This is a genomic window from Niallia sp. RD1 (assembly GCF_024219955.1).
GTDB classification, from domain to species: Bacteria; Bacillota; Bacilli; order Bacillales; family Cytobacillaceae; genus Niallia; species Niallia alba.
In genome coordinates this window covers 654,583-673,950 of record NZ_CP100420.1, presented here as the reverse complement: position 1 = coordinate 673,950, position 19,368 = coordinate 654,583, and the positions used below count along the sequence as shown (strand labels likewise).

The following is a 19,368-nucleotide window of genomic DNA, read 5'->3' as shown; positions in this document are numbered from 1 at the left end:
CTAATAGAAGTATTCAGAAGATTCATTAAAGAAAATTTAGGAGGATACATATGGGGAGACCAATTCATTTTGAAATTCATGTGGATGACATGGAACGTGCAAAAAAGTTTTATGGAGAGGTATTTAATTGGAAGTTTGAAGATTGGAGTGATTATGCTGGAATGCCGTATTTTGGAGCAGTGACCGGGGATGAGAGTGAGCTAGGTATTAACGGAGCTTTAATCAAACGCACCGTTCCTCTCCCAGAAAAAATCCAAGCTGTAAATGGGTATGCTTGTACAATGGGAGTAGAAGACTATGATGTAGCCGAGGAGAAAATTCTTCAAAATGGAGGAACAGTTGCATTGCCAAAACACGCTTTACCTGGAATGGCATGGCAAGGCTATTACAACGATACAGAAGGAAATATATTCGGCATTCATCAACCTGACAAAGACGCGAAATAATGGGCGCAGAGGGACAGTTCTTGTGAGGCATGGACCTCACGAGAACCGTCCCTCTGCTTTTCTTATCCTTCCTTTTTCAAAATGCTGTATGTACCGCTGAACATGGCCATAAGTAGTCCTGATATTGGGAATATAATCCAATTGATATGCCAGTTTCCGTACACAAATCCAGTAATTAAGAAAATGGCAACGGCGAGTGGCCAGATAATTGCTGCGAAGGCACCGATTACTTTATCTTCATGCTTTTTTTCAAAAGAATGAGATGCTTCCTTTAAAAGTTTGTCGTAAGCATCCTTTTTTCCACCACTTACAATAAATAGGTAAACTGCTATGGCAATAAGAACTAATAAAATACAGACGCCATAGTTTGCTGCTTGATCGTTAATGGCGATTGTCACTAATAAAGCGATAGGGGATAAAATACATAATGCCACACCGATAATAAGCGAACGGAAAAAGATTGGCTGATATGTTTCTTTTTCCATTTGTATCTTTTTTTTCAAATGGATGGGAAGCTTAAAATTAGTACCTTTTTCAATATATTTATATTTCTCTAATAGTTGGCCACTATAAATGAATAAACTAACTGCGAATGCTATGAATAAAAGTAATTGTGCTACACCAATTAAGGTGGCTGTATTTTCTGTAATCCCGGTTAGAAAACCTTGCTCAAATAGTTGGATGAAGAAGACTAATAGAGAGGAACCGAGTAAGCATAGCATCACACCAATTCCAATAGATTTCATAGCTTTTGAAGTTTGTTGAAAAAAAGTATCTACTTCTTCTTCTGAGAGTTGGGGGACTTGGGGTTTTTCCTCATTTAATGGTAAATCAAGTTCACTCAATAGTTCGTCTATATTCCCAAATTCAGATATTACGATGCCAATAGCTTCATTTTCCGTTTTTCCTTCTTCCTTCAGTTCATAATATTTATCTTCCATGTTTGAAAGCATTTCTTGTTTCAGTTTTTCCATTTCGGATGTTTTTGGCAGGCTGGCAAAAACATTGTCCAAATAATTGATAATGCTATTCATTGTAACCCTCCTTAATAAATAAGTTAACTACTTCCTGTGTAACGGCCCATTCTTGGCATTTTTCCTGATAATACTTCCTTCCTTCTGCAGTAATGGTGTAATATGTCCTTCTTTTTCCAAATTCGCCTTCTTTGTAATAGGAGTTAATATAGTTATTTTTAATTAATCGATTAAAAGCGGAGTAAAGGGTCGTTTCTTTAATAATGTATTTTTCCTTTGTAAATGTTCGAATATCTTTTGAAATCTCATAACCATAAGAATCCTTTTCCAATAATAGAGAAAGAATGATGGTGTCATTATATCCTCGTATGACATCACTGCTGATCAAGAAATCACTCCTTTCTGATACTTCATCTAACATACTATGACTGTCGTAGTAATTATACTTTACCATATATACTACGACAGATGAAGTAAAATGTTAAAAATTTTTAAGGGAACAGTCCCAATGTCATAAACCTAAATTGTAAAAATATGTAAATATTAAAAAAGATTCATAAAATTGTTGTATAAAATTGAAAAAACCCCTTGACTTTTCAGAAACACCTCCATAATCAGCGTGAATACCAGTTCTTGGTATATCTCGTACGAAATGGGGTTTTTTTGTTGAAAAAAAGCAAGTTTTTAGAAGCGATTGAAGTATGTAGGGAGGTATTGTACGATTTCCATTTCATGTGCGATTCCCGCATGAAATCAACCTACTTTACACGTAAAGGAGGCAAATTGACTTTCCCAGAAACAATTTTGTTTGTGCTAAATCTAGTAACGAGAAGCTTGCAGATTGAGTTGAATGACTTTTTTGAGTTGATTAAAAAAGAAGGAGAAATTATAAGTAAACAGGGATTTTCACAAGCGCGAAAAAAAATAAAACCAGAAGCCTTCAAGACGTTATTTGACACCATTACGACGTGGTTTTATCAGACAAATAACTCCTTTAAATATAAGGGCTTCCGGTTATATGCGATTGATGCGTCTATCATAGAAATAGCCAATTCCCAAAGGCTAAGAGATACCTTCGGCGCATCAAAGGGCAATGGCAAGGAACTTGCCAGAGCCATGGTATCTACTATTTATGATATCGGAAATGATTTATTTGTAAAGGGGATAATCACAAAATGTACAGATAGCGAGCGCACAGTAGCGATAGAATTAATTGATAGTTTCCTAGAACTGCGTTCTAACCACGACCTTTTTCTTTTTGACCGTGGGTATCCATCTCAATATTTCTTTCACTATCTTTTGAAGAATAAAGTGAATTTTGTTGTTAGAACGCCAGTTAATTTTTACCGAGCCGCTATAAAAGAAGGGATCCCTGATCAGGTCATTGAACTCAAGTATAAAAGCAACGTCATGCGTTTGCGTGCGGTCCGTATCCCATTAGGCTCTGGAGAAGATGAATTACTTATAACGAATATATTAGATGAGTCTTTTGATATTCCGGCTTTTAAAGAGTTGTACTTTAAACGATGGTCAATCGAAACAAAATACGATGTCTTAAAAAACAAAATACAGATTGAAAGATTCTCAGGCGAAACAAAACAGACGATTGAACAAGAGTTTTATGCTGCTTTATTTTTAAGCAACATGGCTTCCCTACTAAAGCATGAGTCAGATGTGATCATCGCCGAGGATCAGAAGGATAAAGACTTAAAGCACAAATATAAAACTAACACCAATATTTTAATTGGCGCACTAAAAGATAAGCTCATTTGTTTAATCATTGAACCAAGTCAAAGGCGAAGAAAAAAGATGTATAAAGACCTACTGAACGAAGTTCAGCGAAATAGAGTCCCAATTAGACCTGGAAGGAAATTTAAACGTTCCAGAGGGCTAAATGCGAATAAACATGGATTTGGACAACGACCAGCTATCTAACAAAACGAACAAATAGGAAAATCAGGGAAATGCCAAAAAAATTAAATAGGCACTTCCCGGGCATCCTATTGGCTTTTTTAGTTATCAGAATATTATAAACATCAATTTTGGTTTACCACTGGTAATTACTGGTTTCTTAACTTGATGACATTGGGAACAGTCCCTCTGTTTTTCTTTACACAAATTTTATGTTTATTAATATTCACTTAAAGGCTCCTTAAAATAAGAAATCTATGATTCTAGTGAGTAGGATAATAGATTAAGGGAGGAATGGGCTTGTGTCTTTAAAAAAGAGGATAGCAAGGAGGGCTTTTGTCGTCTTTGTTATAGGGGTATTTTTCTTTTCTACTTATTTTCCAGCATTTCCAGGTTTAACGATTTATGCAGCAGAACGAACTGGGGAAAAAGTAGATGAAAGCACACTAACAACAGAAACGGATAGCACGTTAGAAGCATCAGAAACAGAAGCAACAACAGTAGAGCAAGAACAAGAAGTAACAAACGAAGAGGAAAAGGCTCATTTAGAAGAGGAGGAATCATCGTCTTCTAAACAGGAGGAACCAGTAACGAAAGAAGAAAATAAGCAGCAGGAAAATGATGTGAAAGAGGAAAAAACTGAAGAAAAAGCAGAAGAACCACTAACCGAAATAGAACAAGAGCAAGAAGAAAATCAGCAAGAAACCATTGATTATGCAAAGCTACCACCACTACTTATTACTGAGTTAGCGCCTGATTCACAAGGAACCGATAACTTTGAATTTATCGAACTCTATAATAACACCAATCAACCGATTGACTTAAATAGCTATTATTTTTATTACCATTACATTGGTGGTAGTACTCCGGACAAAATAATGTCTATTCCAGCAACGACGATAGCACCTCAACAATCTATTGTCCTTTGGTTTAATGTAAAAGATCTTAAAATAGAGGATTTTAACAAGCATTTTAGCACTTCCTTAACAGAACATCAAGTCATTTCCTTTAAAGGAGATTTTCCTGGATTTGCTAATGGTGGCAATAGAGGAGTTGTGATAAAAAATCTCGATGGTCAAGAAGTAGTATCCGCTACATATTCATCAGGTGAAACAGATAATACCGGTTTAGATGTTCATTACGCTTTTCCAACAGAAGGAACAGAAATGGTAAAGCAGCAAGTGAAAGCTTCGCCAACACCAGCTGTATTAGGAGATGGACAAGTTCCAACTGAGCCGCTGCAGGAAAATCCAAAAGGAGAAGATACAGAAGCTCCAGTTATTACGCATGAAGCAAAGACAACAGCTAAAGGGGGAGAAGCGATTTCATTCGAAGCAACAATAGTAGATGATCATAAAAATCCATCCGCTATCTTGTATTATCAAGTAGAACCAGATCAAATATATAAGGCAATCGAGATGCAGCAAGATTCAGCAAATCCGCACAAATTCACAGCTAACATACCAAAGGAAGCTGTGCAAGGTAATATTGCTTACTATCTCGAAGCAACAGATAATAAAAATATTGCTAAAACATCAACGTATACGATTGAACTAGAAAAAGAAGAAGCGCCAGAGCCAGCTGATACATATAGTGATCGTCCACTCTTGATTACAGAACTTGCTCCTAATTCAATTGGTGGTGGAACCGATTATTACGAGTATTTTGAGCTATACAATAACTCCAATCAAACGTTAAATTTAGCTGCTTATTCTTTTTACTATGTATATACAGATCTTTCAAGAGAGCCAGTTTTATTCCCATTGCCGCCAGCAGCAGAGATGAAGTCAAAAGAAAAGCTTGTTTTTTGGTTTAATAATGGGGATAAAACGTTAGAGGATTTTAATAAGGAATATGGGACAAACCTTACAAGTAATGAAGTAGTTATGTTTACTGATAAAGCCTTCCCGGGATTCGCTAATGGCGGAAATCGGGCGCTTGAAATAAAGGATTCCGATGGGAAAGTCATGATTTCAGCTAGTTACTTAGGTTCTGAAAATGACAATGATGGCAAAGTGGTTCATTATCAATTTCCTCATGAAGGAATGGAAATGGCGAAATACAAAGTGTTAGCAGATCCTTCTCCAGGAACAATTGAAGCGAATCAAGTTCCAACAGATGTTGTGGAATTACCAGAAGTACCAAAAGATACGGAGCCACCGGTTATATCTCATAATCCAATTCAAACAGCAAAGGCATTTACCGCAATGACAATCGAAGCAATTGTAACCGATAACGAGGTAGCAAATCCGATTGTAACTTTATTTTATAAAAAATCAGCAGATGACAATTTTAAATCTTTAGCAATGTCTAAAGATGCGCAAGGTCGTTATTCGATATCTATTCCGGCGGCTGAAGTTGATGGGGAAATTGTCTATTATATCGTTGCCAGTGATGGAATCAACGAAAGTAAAACAGAAGAATACAATATTTCTGTGGAAGAAACAGACATTGATTTTACCAAGATTCCTAAACTACTCGTGACAGAGGTAGTGCCAGATAGTGCAAATGTGGGAACTGCGGATGGATATGAATATGTTGAAATCTACAATAATACCGATAAAGCGATTAACTTTAAGGATTATAAAATTCAATACAGATATAACGCTGATCCTGCAACAGATGTCATTTGGCCTTCTATTCCAGATGATGTCGTAATCGAACCACAAAAAACACTGGTATTTTGGATTATTAATGCACAAAATGGCGAAATGACAGTCGCTGATTTTAATGCGAATTACGGTACTAGTCTTGTAGAAAATAAAGACATTGTTCGAATAAAAAGTGACGGTATGGCAAATGGCAGTATGCGTGGATTAGTTATCGCTACGAATACAAAAGAAGAGATAAACGTTGCTTATTATAATGATGAGGCGACACAATTAGATACGGCAATGAATATGGGAATTCTTTATAAGTTTCCTGAGGATGGTTCTACCCAATCGGTAAAAATTAGTGCAAAAACAAAACTAGGAACACCAGGAACTGTAGAACCGACACAAGTACCAGCACAACCGGTCCATGTTGAAGATGATACTGTGCCACCAACTTTAACAAATGCTACAAATATTCAAGAAATCAATCAAAATGATGATGTAACAATTCGTGCAAAAGCGACTGATGACAAGGGGATTAAATCTGTTGTTCTGTATTACCGTACAAACGATCAAGCGGATTATGAAAAATTACTTTTAACAGTAGATCCAAGTGACATCGAATATTATGTTGCGACTTTATATGCAGCAAACTTTATTGCTAAAGAAAGCATTGAATATTATTTTGTGGCAACAGATGGGCAAAATGAAGTAACTTCCGAAAAATATGTCATCCACATTAAAAATGATAGTAGCAATGAGCCTATTCATTTAAATGTCAAAGAGGATGATATCTTATCTGGAAATGTTATTTTAAAAGCAACATCAAAAGAAAATAAAGCAGATGATGTAGAGCTTTTTGTGGATGGAAAAAAAGTGGAGCAAAGCTCGTACAGCTCTTTGGAATCTCAAGCTTATCTTGCCGTTGATATTAGCGGGCTAAATATGTATTTTAAAAATGCGATTACAATGGGTGATGAAATAATTTATTTATTGGATAAGGATAATAATTCCGATTGGAAAACATTTACGATTCCGATTGATCCTAATAAATTGTCCATCGGAGAAAATATCATTACTGTACGTTCTGGTAATAAAGCATCTCCATTTCAATTAGATGAAAGTGAAGAAAATAGAGATGACTATAACTTAAGAAATGTTCGCTTAATTTTAGCAGATGGTACAGTTATTAGGGATCCGAAAAAGGCGAATCCTGTTCAAGTATTTGATATGGGAGATGATGGTACTTACCGCCCATTCGAAGACTTTACTTTTACAATAACAGAAGAACAAGCGAAAGCAAAAACGTACCTCTGGGAAACGACAGCTGTTGCAGATGGAGCTTACAGCATTAAAGCGGCAGATAAAGAAAATGAAGTAACTGCAACGGTTAAAGTGGACAATACGGCACCAGTAATGAAAACAAATATGGAAGCAAATAAGGAATACAAGGGAGCCTTCGCGATTGAAGCAAGTGCAGTAGATGGAATCGCTGGAGTTGAATCATTAGAAGTAACATTAGATGATGAAAAAATTAGTGTTCCATTTGACACTGCTTCCTCAAAGCTTGCTCCAGGAACGCATGATTTAAAAATGGTGGCAGTAGATAAGGCTGGTAATAAAGCAGAGACTGTTATCTCGTTCTCTGTTACAAATGAAAATCCTAATAAGCCTGAATTAATTGCACCAGCTAATAATGCAGCAACAGCAGTAGATGGAGATCCTGCATTAAAAGTTAAAGTAACGGATCCAACTGAAGATTCAATGGATGTTACTTATTATAAAGGGTATAAATATGAAGCGAAGGATAGTCAAGTAAAATCATTTGAAAATGCTAGCGATACAGAACCGCCAGTAGAGCTTGTACCCGCTGGAGAAAAGGCGTTAACTGCTGAGGATGTTTCCGCTATTTCTTCTTTAGATGGAAAGTACTTAACAACAGATTCTAGTACACAATTTCCTTACCATCGCTTCGAAGTGGAACTAGATTCTTCTATCGATGAACAAGATCAAGTCGAGTTAGTGTGGAATGGAAAATCATTAGAAGGAAGAAAGGTTTCCATGTATGCATGGAGCATACAAGAAAATAAATGGAAACTATTAACCTATAAAATTGCTAGAGCAGAGGATTTTGCATTAAAAGCAGATGTGCATATAAGTGAGTTTGCCGATGTGGCTAACAAAATCAATGTGTTAATTCAAGACGAAATTCCGAGTTCTCCAGATGAATATGATTATACATTTGTCTGGATGTCTGATACCCAATACTATTCAGAAAGCTATCCATATATTTATAAGCGACAAACAGAATGGATTGCCGAAAAACAAGAAGAGATGAAAATTAAGTACGTCTTGCATACTGGAGATGTAGTGGACGAATCGGATGACGAGCAACAATGGCTTTACGCAGATGAATATATGCGTGTTTTAGAAGACAACGGTGTTCCATATGGCGTACTTGCAGGAAATCATGATGTAGATCAATTGTCTAATGACTACACAGAATTCTCTAAATGGTTTGGAGAAGATCGCTTCAAAGATCAACCCCATTACGGAGAATCCTATAAAGATAATCGCGGTCATTATGACTTAATATCAGCTGGTGGAAATGATTTCATTATGATTTATATGGGCTGGGGTGTAAATGATGAGGATATGCAATGGATCAATGATGTGTTAAAACAATATCCTGATCGAAAAGCAATTCTCAATTTCCATGAATACCTATTAGTTTCTGGAAATCGAAGTCCGATCGGAGAAGAAATTTTCCAAAAGGTAGTAGAAAAGAATGAAAATGTATTTCTTGTGTTATCCGGACATTATCATGACTCAGAGACGTTAATCAGTGAGGTTGATGATGATCAAGATGGAATTGCTGATAGAAAAGTCTATCAAATGCTCGGAGACTACCAAGGTGGTCCGGAAGGCGGACAAGGCTATATGAAGCTCCTTCATTTTGATCAAAAGAATAACCGTATCGTTATTAATACGTATTCACCATATCTTGATGATTATAATTTCTATGAACCAGATGAATATCCATTAAAAGATGAATTAGTGATTGATTTTGATTTAACTGTTCAAGAAAAACAAGTAGCGACCGATTACTTTGCGGTAAATGTTTATACGAATGAAGAAATCGGCCAGCAAGAGAATGTAGCAAGCGGCGATACTTCTGAAGTTGTTTGGAAAAACCTTGAAGAAGGGCAAACCTATGACTGGTATGTAATAGCTGCAGACAATTATACAGGAACAGCTATTTCTGATATTTGGTCATTCACAAAAGGACAGCCAGCACCAGAAGTACCTTCAGAACCGGGTGATGGAGACGGAGAAGATGGAGGAAGCGAAGACCCGACGATCCCGAATCCAGATGATAATGATGGCGGAAGCGAAGACCCGACGATCCCGAATCTAGATGATAATGATGGAGGAAGTGAAGACCCGACGATCCCAAATCCAGACGGGAACGGTGAAGGAAAAGATCCAAGCAAGGACAATACAAATCAAAGTGGGCAAAAAGATAATCAATCTTCTATCTTACCAAATACAGCAACTGCAAATTATACAATTATGTTGGTAGGAATAGTATTATTGATTGTTGGAATGGTGATAGTTTCCTTCCGAAGGATTCGCAAGGAAGCATAGGGGACTAGAAGATATTACGTCAACTCGATAAAATAGGAGCTACTCAAAGTCAAGTGACTGATTTTGTAGCTCCTTTTTATTGTATAATGAAATTTTAGTAAGCGCATCACCTCAGAAATTCATTAATCCTCTCAATATAACTATCTTTTAGATAGTTATTATATAAAAATCCGGAAAGACGGACAGGATCACCAAAAAAGTATCGCTCATATTGCGTTTGTCTTGTACCGAAAGAGCTCATTGTCAAATCCCAGGCTAATCGAAAAATTTTATTGCGTTCGTCTGCAGATTTACACGTTGCTTGAAGGTATTGATTTAAATCTTTCCCCACTTCAGAGAGAAACATTTTTTCAGTTGGCAATGAAACTAAGCCGCTTGCGCCAATTAATTGAATGATTTCTGAAAATCGGGGATAAATTTTCGGGAAAATATTACTAGCAACTTGAAGCGGTGTTGAACTTGGAATCATCCATCCTTGTTCATTGACCGTAGCGTCGTTCTCTGACTTTTCTAATAGTGCCTTCATCGTTTCTAATCCAATAATGATTTCTGCCATTTTTTCTTGGATATGTTGATATTCGCCTACATCAATTGTATTTATCATTGTTTCTGCTAAGCCTAAAATAAACTCTGTTTTAACAATCTGCCTCGTAATTACTTGATGATAAGCAAATGGGTTAAAAGAACTTTTTGTTAAAAACATATTGGCAATTCTGATATCACCATAGAAAAATACACGCTCCCACGGTACAAGGACGTGATCAAATACGACAATGGAATCCATTTCTTCAAATCTGGAGCTTAATGGATAATCAATAGTGGAATCTCCTCCTACAAAGGATTCTCTACATAGAAACTTCACTCCTTTTGTGTCTGAAGGTATGGCAAATGCAAATGCCTCCTCTGGGTCAAATTTGGGAGCGCCAAAAACTAAGAGCTCATCTGTAAGTCCTCCCTGTGTGGCTAGAAGTCGAGCCCCTTTAATAATTAGCCCTTTATTATTTTTCTCGATTATTTTTGCTGCAATTGGCTCATTAGAATATTCTAGATACAGACTTGAACGATTTACTTGTGGGGTTATAAATGTATGGGTAAAACTAAGATCTTTTTCTCTTGCTGTTTCATATAAGGATTGGATATGATCGGGGAAACAATTTTCGCTTTCCTTTAATAGGGAAGCAGATGAGGCAAAGCTCATGATAACCGTATTTAAATAATCTGGACTTCGGCCCATCATACCTGCCGTTTCCTTCGCCCACCGTTCCATCATTTTTCTCCTTTTTAACAAATCTTCTTTTGTTTTAGGCTGTAAGTAGGACACACCTACAGATTCACCAGAAAGCGGGGACGAAAAGGTCATTTCCTCCTTGAAGTTTGGATCACATTGCAAATCATAAAGCGATGCTTTAGATTGTAGAATACCCTTAAAAGCAAGATGATCAGAGATATTTTCTATTTTTTCTCCGTCCAGCCAAACTTCCGTATTTAGCTTATTTATTCTTTCTAAAAATGTCTTTCCATTCACTACTCCCATAATTCCCTTCTCCTCATTAATAAGAATGATAAAATACATTATTTTTTAGTATTTTATTAATGTACACAACTTTCAGTGCAAGTTTCATTGAGAATTATGGGGGCGGTTCTATTGCTTCCTTTTTGGAAGAGAAAACAAATAAAAAACTATCCTGCAAAAAGGATAGTTAGTTGGAAAAGGGAAGGACAAGAACCATCCGAGCCCACTGAAAAAGTCTTTTTTTTTTCGTGTGAAATGAAGAGCAAGCATATTTGAAAGTGAAAATAAGGTTGGTTTGGAGCGGACGCCTCGGAAAACAAATCCATCATCTTATGTTTAAAAAGTGGATATTGTCCATCATCATTAACTAGCCAGTTTTTCAGTGCCCTCGAACCATCCCTCTGCTTCTTTCTTAGTTATGAACAAAAACTGTTTCAAAAACAAAACTTTCATGCAGATGGCGTGTGATGGAGTATGATGGAGTATTCGAAGACTCTTCCATCCTCTAACTGTGCTAATTTTTCAATTTCCATCATGAAGGAGTTGTCTGGAATTTTGAGTAAAGAACAATCTTCGTTATTTGCTTTGTCTCCTCTAATCCAAACATGGGTGCTATGCATTTTTAACTTTAATTCTTCACGTATATAATTATAGATCGATCCTTCTAGATGTTTCGGTTCTAATCCAGTAATGATGGATAAGGGCATGTATGTGTGTTCGAGTGAATAAGGCTTATTATTAATATGTCGTGTTCGAATAATTCGATAAATGTATTCGTCCTCAATCTCAAGCCTTTTGGCAATTTCTAAGGACGGTTTTTCTATAGAAAAAAGAATGATTTTTGAGGAAATGTTCTCTTTCCCAACAATATTAGATAAACCTTCTAATGGACCTAATGCAATGGCTCCTCCCATCGAGTTTGTAGAATAGCATGGTTGGTTATATCGATTAGGAATCAGATTACTTTTGGTACCTAGATGAAGCGTATTTTTATCTGCAAAACCATAAAAAAGTTGCAATACTTTTATTATTTTTGTCCTCCGAATAATCAATAATGTCTGATTGAATGGTAATAATTACCTTGAAAAGTCCTGTTATCGCCAATCCAGTAATCAATAGCTAAACCGTCTTTAAATGGAAGCTGAAGAACCTTCTTCTTGAAGTCTTTTTTTATATTGTTCTGGGGAAAGTCCAGTGTACTTTTTAAAAACACGAAAGAAATATTTAGGGTTATCATAGCCTACTGCTTTTGAAATTTGATATATTTTTCGATCGGATTTATTTAATAGTTCTTTTGCTTTTTCAATACGTACTGAATTTAAAAAGTCTATATATTTTTGTCCTGTTCTTTCTTTAAAAAGAGTAGATAGATAAGCACTATTAAGAAAGAATATATCTGATAAAAAGTCTAATTTTATATCTTTATAATAATATTTCGAAATATAACTCTTCACATTTTCAATAGTATCCTTAGAAGCATAAATTTTTTCATAGCTCATACTTTCAGCTATATTCGAAAGGAAGTTTATGAAGTACTCTATTAATTTTTCAAAGGAAAATATTGTTTCATAAACTGCTTTATAGATATCAGGTAATGTATGGTTTGTATTTGTATTATAAAAATTGTTTAGCATACCTTTTGTTTGCTCAAGAAGAAAAATACCGATGTGTTTGACTTCTCCTAAAGTTAAATTATTTGTTTTTATCATGTCTGTAAGGATAGCTGTCAATCTTTCTTTCAATACATTGCTTTTTCCAGATTCAATAAAGAAAATAATCTCATTTATTTTTTCAAAGTGGATTATACGCTTTTCTTCGTTTCTTTTATAATGAAATATATTTTTTATTTCGCTACTCTGCTTTGTATTAATTGCTGTAATTGTTTGTTTATACGCTTCGAAAAGCTGTGTTGGATTATCCACTTTTTCGCTGATCCCACATAGAAATGAATTGGACGTAAATGAAAAGCTGGAAAGTCTGTCACAAAAATTTAATTTTTCATCCTCTTCTAGAATGACGAATTCCATATTATCTTCCTGTGGATGAGGCAAAAGGATATAATTATCTGTTAGTGTTTTTGCTTGGATTGCTTGCTCATAGTAAATAGTTGCTAATCTTAATTGCTTATTAGAAAATTCTTTGATTAAATGTATTGGAAGTTTATTAATCGTTATGTTCCCTATAATAAAATGGCTTAATACATTCCATTCTGCTATATTCGATGTGTTATTTTTCTTTTCCTTCTCTTCTTGTAATGTCTCCATTATTTGGGTAAGGATCGTACTAATAGTTTCTCGACTGAAGGGTTTTAAAATATAGCTTAGTGCTTTTGCTTGGATAGCCTTTTGGGCATAAGAAAAATTTTCATATCCACTAATAACAATTACTTTTAGATTAGGGTGATTTTTTATTAGATTGTCTAAAAGCTGGGTGCCATCCATTAAGGGCATATCCATATCTGTGATAATAAAGTCAGGTTTAAGTTTATTTAGTAAACCTAAAGCTTCTAGTCCATTAGATGCTTCCCCAATACAAGTTAGCGGATAGTTGAGTTTTTGTATTTTTTTTAATGTTCCTTTTCGAATTATTTCTTCATCATCAACAATAATAAAATTATACAAGATGTTCTGTCCTCCTAATCATCAAGGGAATTAAAACGATTACATTCGTACCCTGATCTAGCGCACTTTCTATAGTTAAGCCATAATCTTTTCCAAAAGTAAGTACCAGTCGAGTTTCGATATTGATTAAGCCTATATGAGATTCTAAATGCCGAATAATTGTAACTGCATCTTTAAGTTTCTTTCTCGATTTATGTAATTCTGCGTTACTCATTCCCCTTCCATTATCAGAAACTTGGATTAGTAGATTATCACCATGTAAACTGATGTGGAGCCGAATTTTTCCGTCTAGATGTCCTTTATTAAAACCATGATTTATCGCATTTTCAACTAATGGTTGGAGTATTAATTTTGGGACAATTGAATGATAGAGTTCATCAGATTGAATTTTAACTTCGTAATCAAATTTCTTCTGATAACGAATTTCTTGTATTTTAAGATAATCTTCTACATGTTTAAGTTCATCTGAAAGTTGAGCGTCGTTTGCAAAACCGTTGGACGCATATTTAAACATATCTGAAAGGGCAATAGTTATTATGGATATTTCTTCAATATCTTCGAGTTCTGCTAAAGAATTGATGGATTCTAATGTATTGTAAAGAAAGTGGGAATCAATTTGGTTTTTATATACATTCATTTCTGTTGTTAATAGAGTTTTCTCAAATGCTATTTTTTCAGTAAGATATTGATTAAGTGTAGTCAACATTTTTTGATATTCTCGATAAAGGGTTCCAATTTCATTATTTTGGTTAGAAAAAGAAGAGTCTTCCAAACAATAAATATTATTCATGGAGTTTTTTCTCATTACCTTTGATAAATTAATAATCGGTAAAGTGAATTTTTTTGAAAAAAAGTAAAAAATAACAGAAGACACAGCAAGTACAATGCCCAAAATAAGAATGATTGTGACGAATGTCTTGAAAAGTAACTTGTGGTAATCACTAAAGTCAATAAAGGCACGAATTTGAATGGGATATTCTGTTGAAGCTAAGGTTTGATTTTTTATATATGGGTTTGTATCCATCTGTTTATTTAAATTTTCATAAAGCGTCTCAAATGAGTCTGATTTGATTACTTGAAATCCAACCATATTCTGCAAGGAATTTTCCGAAATAAAACGAAAATAGTCAGGCTCGCAGTTAACTAGCATTACTCCTAATAGTTTTTTAGAATAAAAATCATAGATTGCTCTTGTAAAAAAGATAGTAGATTCGTTATATCCGTTAACGATGTAGTTATTTTCTTGTTGTATGCTGATAACCAGATCACCTTTCGCTTTTAATGCTTCTTTATACCAAGGTTCACTAAGCGGATTAAATCCATAGGAAAAATCTTTATATGTATTGGAATAGGAAAAGATATGACCGTTTGGTGTGGTGATTGCTAAGAAATTAATATTGCTTGTACGATATAGCAATGTAGAAAAGATCCCTTTTATTTCCTCATTAGTGTAATATAGGTCCTCTTTCGAATAGTTATTTGATTTATACTTACGCAAATCATTCATTAAATTATAGGAACTTTTGGAATAAAATTGTGCTTTTTCCGTTAGAATGTCTATTTCGTCTATTTGTTTATTGAGGGTATCTATAGCCTGGTGCATAACAGAATTTGTATTCGCTTTCATTTCTTTCGAAGAATTATTGTAGTAGAAAGTATAAGAATAAAATCCGAGCGATAACAAGGACAAACCAGTAATTACTAAAGTATATAGCATTAGCTTTTTTTGAATTTTCAAAACGGTCACCCTAACATGAATAATCTAAAAAAAGTATACCATAACAGTAAAAAAAAATATACTTCACCTATTTTATTATGGACATATAGAAATGAAAAGGGGGATAAATGATGAAAAAGGTTTTAACAATAATTATTACTATGCTTTTTATAATGATACTGTTAACTGCTTGTGGAAGCGATAAGAGTTCTGGTGGTACAGGTAATAGTAATACCATTACCGTAATGGCATCAGGTGTGAAAAACGGTACACAGGGAATTTATTTAGAGCGGTTTAAAGAGTTAGTAGAAAAAGAATATCCAGGTACAAAGGTTGAATATACGTTATTACCTGATGATCAATACTATACAGCTTTAAAAAGTAAATTATCTACAGGGCAATCACCGGATATGTTCCTAGTTCAACCCAAAAAGGCTAGTGCAAGTTCGGTAGAAGAAATGGCAAAAGCAGGGTACATTGAAGATTTGTCTGACCTAGAAAATTGGGACAAACTTGTTGAGCAAGGGAAAGAGGATATGTCTTATAAGGGTAAACCGTATGCTTTATCCAGTGGGATTGGTGTATTAGGAACATGGTATAACAAAGATGTATTTAAGGAGAATAATCTTGAAATCCCTAAAAATTGGGATGAATTTCTAAATGCGTGTGAGGTACTTAAAAAAGCTGGTATTACTCCTATTGTAATGGGGGATAAAGATTCTTTTATGATTCAATTTGGAATGTATCAAATCGCTGCTAACCAAGTATATCCAAACAATCCTGATTTTGATAATCAATTATACACAGGGGAAACCAATTTTACAGACACTTTATGGGTTAATACAATTACATTGTACAAAGAACTTTATGATAAGGGATATGTAACTAGTAATTCATTGGGGTTAGGCCAGCCGCAGGCACAGCAAATATTTAAAGATCAACAAGCAGCAATGATTTTTGACGGAGATTTTAGCTTTCCTGCACTAGAAAATGATCATTTTGAATTAGGTTTTATGGGATTACCGGCAAATGATACTGGAGATTCTTATATCGCTGCGGCAACTGCAGCTGGATATGCAATAAGTTCAAAAAGTGAACATAAAGAGATGCTGAAAGAAATTTTTAATAAAATGTCAGATGGTGAATCTGCGTTTTATGATGCATGGATTCAAACTGCCACTTCTTTCACAACCTATAAAGGAGTGGAATTAAGCAATCCTGTATTTAATGATGTTATTCCTGCATTCGAAGCAGGACGCTCCTTCTATTGGTGTAATCAAGCCTGGCCATCAGGAACAGAAACGGAAATGCAAGCGAAGTTTAGTGAAATGATTGGTACTGGTAAACTGGATCCAAAAGATGTTGCCAAGGCGATGCAAGCGAAGTTTGATGAGTTGAAGAGTGAATAGTATAGAAAATGATAGAGGGGCAGAAATCCCCTTTATCCTCTTTTGGAGGAGGAGTCATCTTTCATGGAAACTGTTAAAGAAATTAAAGCGGAGTTAAATAGACCTAGAAAACCGAAAAAGAATATCTTGATGAAACAGCAGTCTCTAGTTATGAATAATCGATTATTTATTTTTGTAATCCCAGCTTTATTAATATTTGCTATCTTTTGGATATGGCCATTTTTAAAACTGTTTACTTTTAGCGTTACTGATTTTAACGGCTTTAACATGAATTATAATAATGTTGGGTTCAATAATTTTAAATCGATTATCGAGTCTGGAACTTTAACAAATTCAATAAAAAACACTTTAATATACACCGTTTTACTAGTTATAGTAGGAAATATTTTGGCTCTTATTTTGGCAATGGCTTTAAATACCAAGATAAAAGGAATGGGATTTTATCGGTCAGCAGCCTATATTCCTGCATTATTTAGCGCAATAGTAATTGGCTTTATTTGGAGCTATGTTTATATGCCTCAATCAGGTATGATTCCATCCGTTATGAATTTGATTGGAATCGATGCAAGTACATTTAATATTTTAGGTGATTACCAAAATGCCTTATATGGAATAACAGTAGTTGATATATGGAAGAACATTGGACAAACGATGATCATTTATTTAGCAGGGTTACAAACAATTGATGATTCCTTGCTTGAATCGGCAAGTATGGATGGGTGTAATGAGTTACAACTTATTCGTTATGTGAAAATTCCTTTATTAGCTCCTGCTATTACCATAAACATAGTATTATCCGTTATTAATGGTTTAAAAGCATTTGACTATCCATTTATTATGACTAATGGCGGTCCTGGTGATTCAACTAATACATTGATGTTTTCTATTTATAAGATGGCATTTACAGAGCAGCAGTTTGGAAAAGCAGCAGCATTCTCTGTCGTTTCGTTTATTGTAATTATAATTATTACAGCCCTCTTATTGGTCATTATGAATAAGAAGGAGAGTGAAATGGAATGAAAATAAAATATGGAAAAATGGGAATTCACTTAGGGCTCATTATTTTCTTAATAGTAACATTGGCACCATTAGCGATAGCGTTGTCAACTTCTTTCAAACCGCCTGGAGATACTTCATCTCCGTTAAAATTGTTTACGGAGTTTTCTTTTGAAAGTTATAAGACAGCTTTTCAGGCAATGAACTTTGGCACCTCCTTTATAAATAGTATTATTACTACTTTTGGTAGCGTATTTGCTGTTGTTTTGCTAGCTTCAATGGCTGCTTACCCACTCGGAAGAATCCGAAATAAATGGAGTAGATTCCTATATATTCTGTTTATTTCGGGCTTGATTATCCCGGGACAAATGGTGGTAATACCTATTGCACAAGTATTTGATACATTAGGTGTACCTAGTAATCGATTTACACCAATGATTATGTTTATTACCTGCAGCATTCCATTTTCAGCATTCTTATACACTGGATTTATGCGAACGATTCCAGCTGAAATAGAAGAATCAGCTTATTTAGATGGGGCAAATTTATTTACTCGCTTTTTTAAAATTGTCTTTCCATTATTATCTCCTGCAACTGTTTCGGTAGTGATAACACAAGGTATATGGATTTGGAACGACTACTTCTATCCATTAATCTTTGTCAGCAAACAAGCGGAAATGAGTCTCCCGGTTACGATGCTTAATTTCTTAGGAGATAAAGAAAATCCAGCACAATGGAGTGTTCTTTTTGCAGCTTGTATTCTCTGTGCTATTCCGTTAATTATCACTTTCTCTTTATTACAAAAACATTTTGTAAGCGGTATATCCTCAGGTGCGGTGAAAGGATAGAGATGAAATGAGAAATTTTTTGGAAAAGGGCTTGAGCTATTCCAATTACATTTATCAGTTTTTTATTTTGAATAGTTTGTTTTTAATAACAAATGTATTGTTTTTTCAATTCTTTTTTGCGATTGATTTTAGGCTTATCTTTTTCCCTTTGTTTTTTCTTGTAAGTCAAACTATTATTCCTTCTTGCGTTGCAAGTGTAAGATGCTTGAATAAGCTATTGAAAAATGAATCAACAAGAATATTTTATACATTTTGTAAGGAACTAATTTATACAGTAAAACATGAGTGGAAAATATGGATGGCATGTATATTATGTATATTTCTAACTTTGGCTACTTTATATGTTCCTTTGCAAGCATCCTATGTAACCAATGTATTTACAATGATGAATGTCATTTTCTTTTGCATAGAAGTGTTAATGGTAATCATTATGATTGGCAATGCTCAAAAGTATGAAGGGAAAACATTATTACTATTTTGTATGATAAATTTTTTTAAACAAATTCCATTAAGTGTATTAATGATTGTTTTGATGGCAGCACTGATTATTGCTGTTCAGAAAATCTCTTTTATGTTTATCCTTTTTATTTTCAGTACAGCTTTATATTTTCTCTACTTTCTGTTTAGAGCTAATACGAAATCAATTCGCTTAGTTAATCTCGAATAAGATGGAGTTATTTTCTCATTTTAC

At 34.5% G+C, this 19,368-nt stretch carries 12 protein-coding genes and 1 pseudogene; 7 read left to right on the top strand and 6 right to left on the bottom strand.

The features are described from left to right. Window positions 1–50 precede the first annotated feature (50 nt). Window positions 51–446: a VOC family protein gene (locus NKG37_RS03180; protein WP_016203492.1), complete on the top strand. Its 396-nt coding sequence runs from the start codon at window positions 51–53 to the stop codon at window positions 444–446. Window positions 447–508: 62 nt separating this feature from the next. On the opposite strand, the gene NKG37_RS03175 is transcribed toward NKG37_RS03180, so the two are convergent. Beyond that, a complete protein-coding gene (locus tag NKG37_RS03175; protein ID WP_254415782.1) occupies window positions 509–1,480 on the bottom strand; it encodes a permease prefix domain 1-containing protein in 972 nt (323 codons plus the stop codon). Then, window positions 1,473–1,874: a PadR family transcriptional regulator gene (locus tag NKG37_RS03170; protein ID WP_367976350.1), complete on the bottom strand. Its 402-nt coding sequence runs from the start codon at window positions 1,872–1,874 to the stop codon at window positions 1,473–1,475. Before NKG37_RS03170 ends, NKG37_RS03175 begins: the two co-directional genes overlap by 8 nt. A gap of 293 nt (window positions 1,875–2,167) precedes the next feature. Here NKG37_RS03170 and NKG37_RS03165 point away from each other — a divergent pair, with 293 nt between their 5' ends. After that, window positions 2,168–3,355, top strand: a complete 1,188-nt coding sequence (locus tag NKG37_RS03165) for an IS4 family transposase (RefSeq protein WP_254414795.1) — start codon at window positions 2,168–2,170, stop codon at window positions 3,353–3,355. A gap of 278 nt (window positions 3,356–3,633) precedes the next feature. Further along, the gene (locus NKG37_RS03160) at window positions 3,634–9,573 is read left to right on the top strand and encodes a lamin tail domain-containing protein (RefSeq protein ID WP_254415781.1); all 5,940 of its coding nucleotides are present in this window, start codon (window positions 3,634–3,636) and stop codon (window positions 9,571–9,573) included. A gap of 106 nt (window positions 9,574–9,679) precedes the next feature. On the opposite strand, the gene hpaB is transcribed toward NKG37_RS03160, so the two are convergent. The 4 genes and pseudogenes from hpaB to NKG37_RS03140 all read right to left on the bottom strand — a co-directional run bounded on the left by hpaB (window position 9,680) and on the right by NKG37_RS03140 (window position 15,445). Continuing rightward, window positions 9,680–11,107 (bottom strand): 4-hydroxyphenylacetate 3-monooxygenase, oxygenase component, encoded by a 1,428-nt coding sequence (gene hpaB, locus NKG37_RS03155; protein ID WP_254415780.1) that lies wholly within the window; start codon window positions 11,105–11,107, stop codon window positions 9,680–9,682. Window positions 11,108–11,498: 391 nt separating this feature from the next. Continuing rightward, a pseudogene (locus tag NKG37_RS03150) lies at window positions 11,499–12,012 on the bottom strand (UTRA domain-containing protein); the annotation flags it as partial. A gap of 204 nt (window positions 12,013–12,216) precedes the next feature. Then, window positions 12,217–13,707 (bottom strand): response regulator transcription factor, encoded by a 1,491-nt coding sequence (locus NKG37_RS03145; protein WP_254415779.1) that lies wholly within the window; start codon window positions 13,705–13,707, stop codon window positions 12,217–12,219. Continuing rightward, entirely contained in the window at window positions 13,700–15,445 is a 1,746-nt protein-coding gene (locus NKG37_RS03140; protein ID WP_254415778.1) for a sensor histidine kinase, read from the bottom strand. The genes NKG37_RS03145 and NKG37_RS03140 overlap by 8 nt, the downstream gene beginning before the upstream one ends. 110 nt (window positions 15,446–15,555) lie before the next feature. On the opposite strand from NKG37_RS03140, the gene NKG37_RS03135 reads away from it, so the two are divergent. The 4 genes from NKG37_RS03135 to NKG37_RS03120 all read left to right on the top strand — a co-directional run bounded on the left by NKG37_RS03135 (window position 15,556) and on the right by NKG37_RS03120 (window position 19,344). Then, on the top strand, window positions 15,556–16,833 hold the full coding sequence (locus NKG37_RS03135) for an ABC transporter substrate-binding protein (protein WP_176474066.1): 1,278 nt from the start codon (window positions 15,556–15,558) through the stop codon (window positions 16,831–16,833). A gap of 63 nt (window positions 16,834–16,896) precedes the next feature. Next, on the top strand, window positions 16,897–17,853 hold the full coding sequence (locus NKG37_RS03130; RefSeq protein WP_235850141.1) for a carbohydrate ABC transporter permease: 957 nt from the start codon (window positions 16,897–16,899) through the stop codon (window positions 17,851–17,853). After that, complete coding sequence (locus NKG37_RS03125) at window positions 17,850–18,677, top strand: carbohydrate ABC transporter permease (RefSeq protein WP_254415777.1); 828 nt, start codon at window positions 17,850–17,852, stop codon at window positions 18,675–18,677. Before NKG37_RS03130 ends, NKG37_RS03125 begins: the two co-directional genes overlap by 4 nt. Before the next feature lie 298 nt (window positions 18,678–18,975). Continuing rightward, window positions 18,976–19,344, top strand: coding sequence for a hypothetical protein (locus NKG37_RS03120; protein WP_142300808.1), 369 nt, complete (start codon window positions 18,976–18,978; stop codon window positions 19,342–19,344). The last annotated feature ends 24 nt before the right edge of the window (window positions 19,345–19,368 follow it).

Bases quoted from the DNA above. Each gene is read 5' to 3' on its own strand.
- NKG37_RS03180 (WP_016203492.1), top strand. From the start codon at position 51: ATGGGGAGACCAATTCATTTTGAAATTCATGTGGATGACATGGAACGT.
- NKG37_RS03175 (WP_254415782.1), bottom strand. From the start codon at position 1,480: ATGAATAGCATTATCAATTATTTGGACAATGTTTTTGCCAGCCTGCCA.
- NKG37_RS03170 (WP_367976350.1), bottom strand. From the start codon at position 1,874: ATGGTAAAGTATAATTACTACGACAGTCATAGTATGTTAGATGAAGTA.
- NKG37_RS03165 (WP_254414795.1), top strand. From the start codon at position 2,168: ATGAAATCAACCTACTTTACACGTAAAGGAGGCAAATTGACTTTCCCA.
- hpaB (WP_254415780.1), bottom strand. From the start codon at position 11,107: ATGGGAGTAGTGAATGGAAAGACATTTTTAGAAAGAATAAATAAGCTA.
- NKG37_RS03135 (WP_176474066.1), top strand. From the start codon at position 15,556: ATGAAAAAGGTTTTAACAATAATTATTACTATGCTTTTTATAATGATA.
- NKG37_RS03130 (WP_235850141.1), top strand. From the start codon at position 16,897: ATGGAAACTGTTAAAGAAATTAAAGCGGAGTTAAATAGACCTAGAAAA.
- NKG37_RS03125 (WP_254415777.1), top strand. From the start codon at position 17,850: ATGAAAATAAAATATGGAAAAATGGGAATTCACTTAGGGCTCATTATT.
- NKG37_RS03120 (WP_142300808.1), top strand. From the start codon at position 18,976: ATGGCATGTATATTATGTATATTTCTAACTTTGGCTACTTTATATGTT.